This window comes from Psychrobacter sp. TB20-MNA-CIBAN-0197 (assembly GCF_040309765.1).
GTDB classification, from domain to species: Bacteria; Pseudomonadota; Gammaproteobacteria; order Pseudomonadales; family Moraxellaceae; genus Psychrobacter; species Psychrobacter submarinus.
In genome coordinates, this window is record NZ_JBEOPC010000261.1 from 1 (window position 1) to 322 (window position 322).

1 protein-coding gene is annotated in these 322 nt (G+C 57.1%); it reads right to left on the reverse strand.

What is annotated here, in order from left to right; translation table 11 throughout:
* Nucleotides 1-178: ATP-binding cassette domain-containing protein (locus AAEY83_RS13575; RefSeq protein WP_502945169.1), on the reverse strand; the 178-nt coding region annotated here is incomplete at its 3' end.
* Nucleotides 179-322 lie beyond the last annotated feature (144 nt).

Genomic DNA, 322 nt, shown 5'->3' on the forward strand with positions numbered 1-322 from the left:
GCATCGGACGGGCTTCGCCTTCGAACTCGGTGTCGACGCCGGCCATGATTTTCAGCAGCGTGGATTTACCCGAACCGTTGAGGCCGAGCACGCCGATCTTGGCGCCGGGGAAGAAGGACAGCGAAATGTTCTTGAGGATTTCCCGCTTCGGCGGAACAACTTTGCCCAGCCGATGCATGGTGAAGACGTATTGAGCCATGGAGAACCTTGGGTCAGTGACAGATGAATGATTGGAGCGCAGGCGATGCCTGGCCAGACTGTGCGCGTCGTTCACTTGATCGCAATCAATGCGTGCGCGCTGGAAAAAGTCTGATTGTAGGGG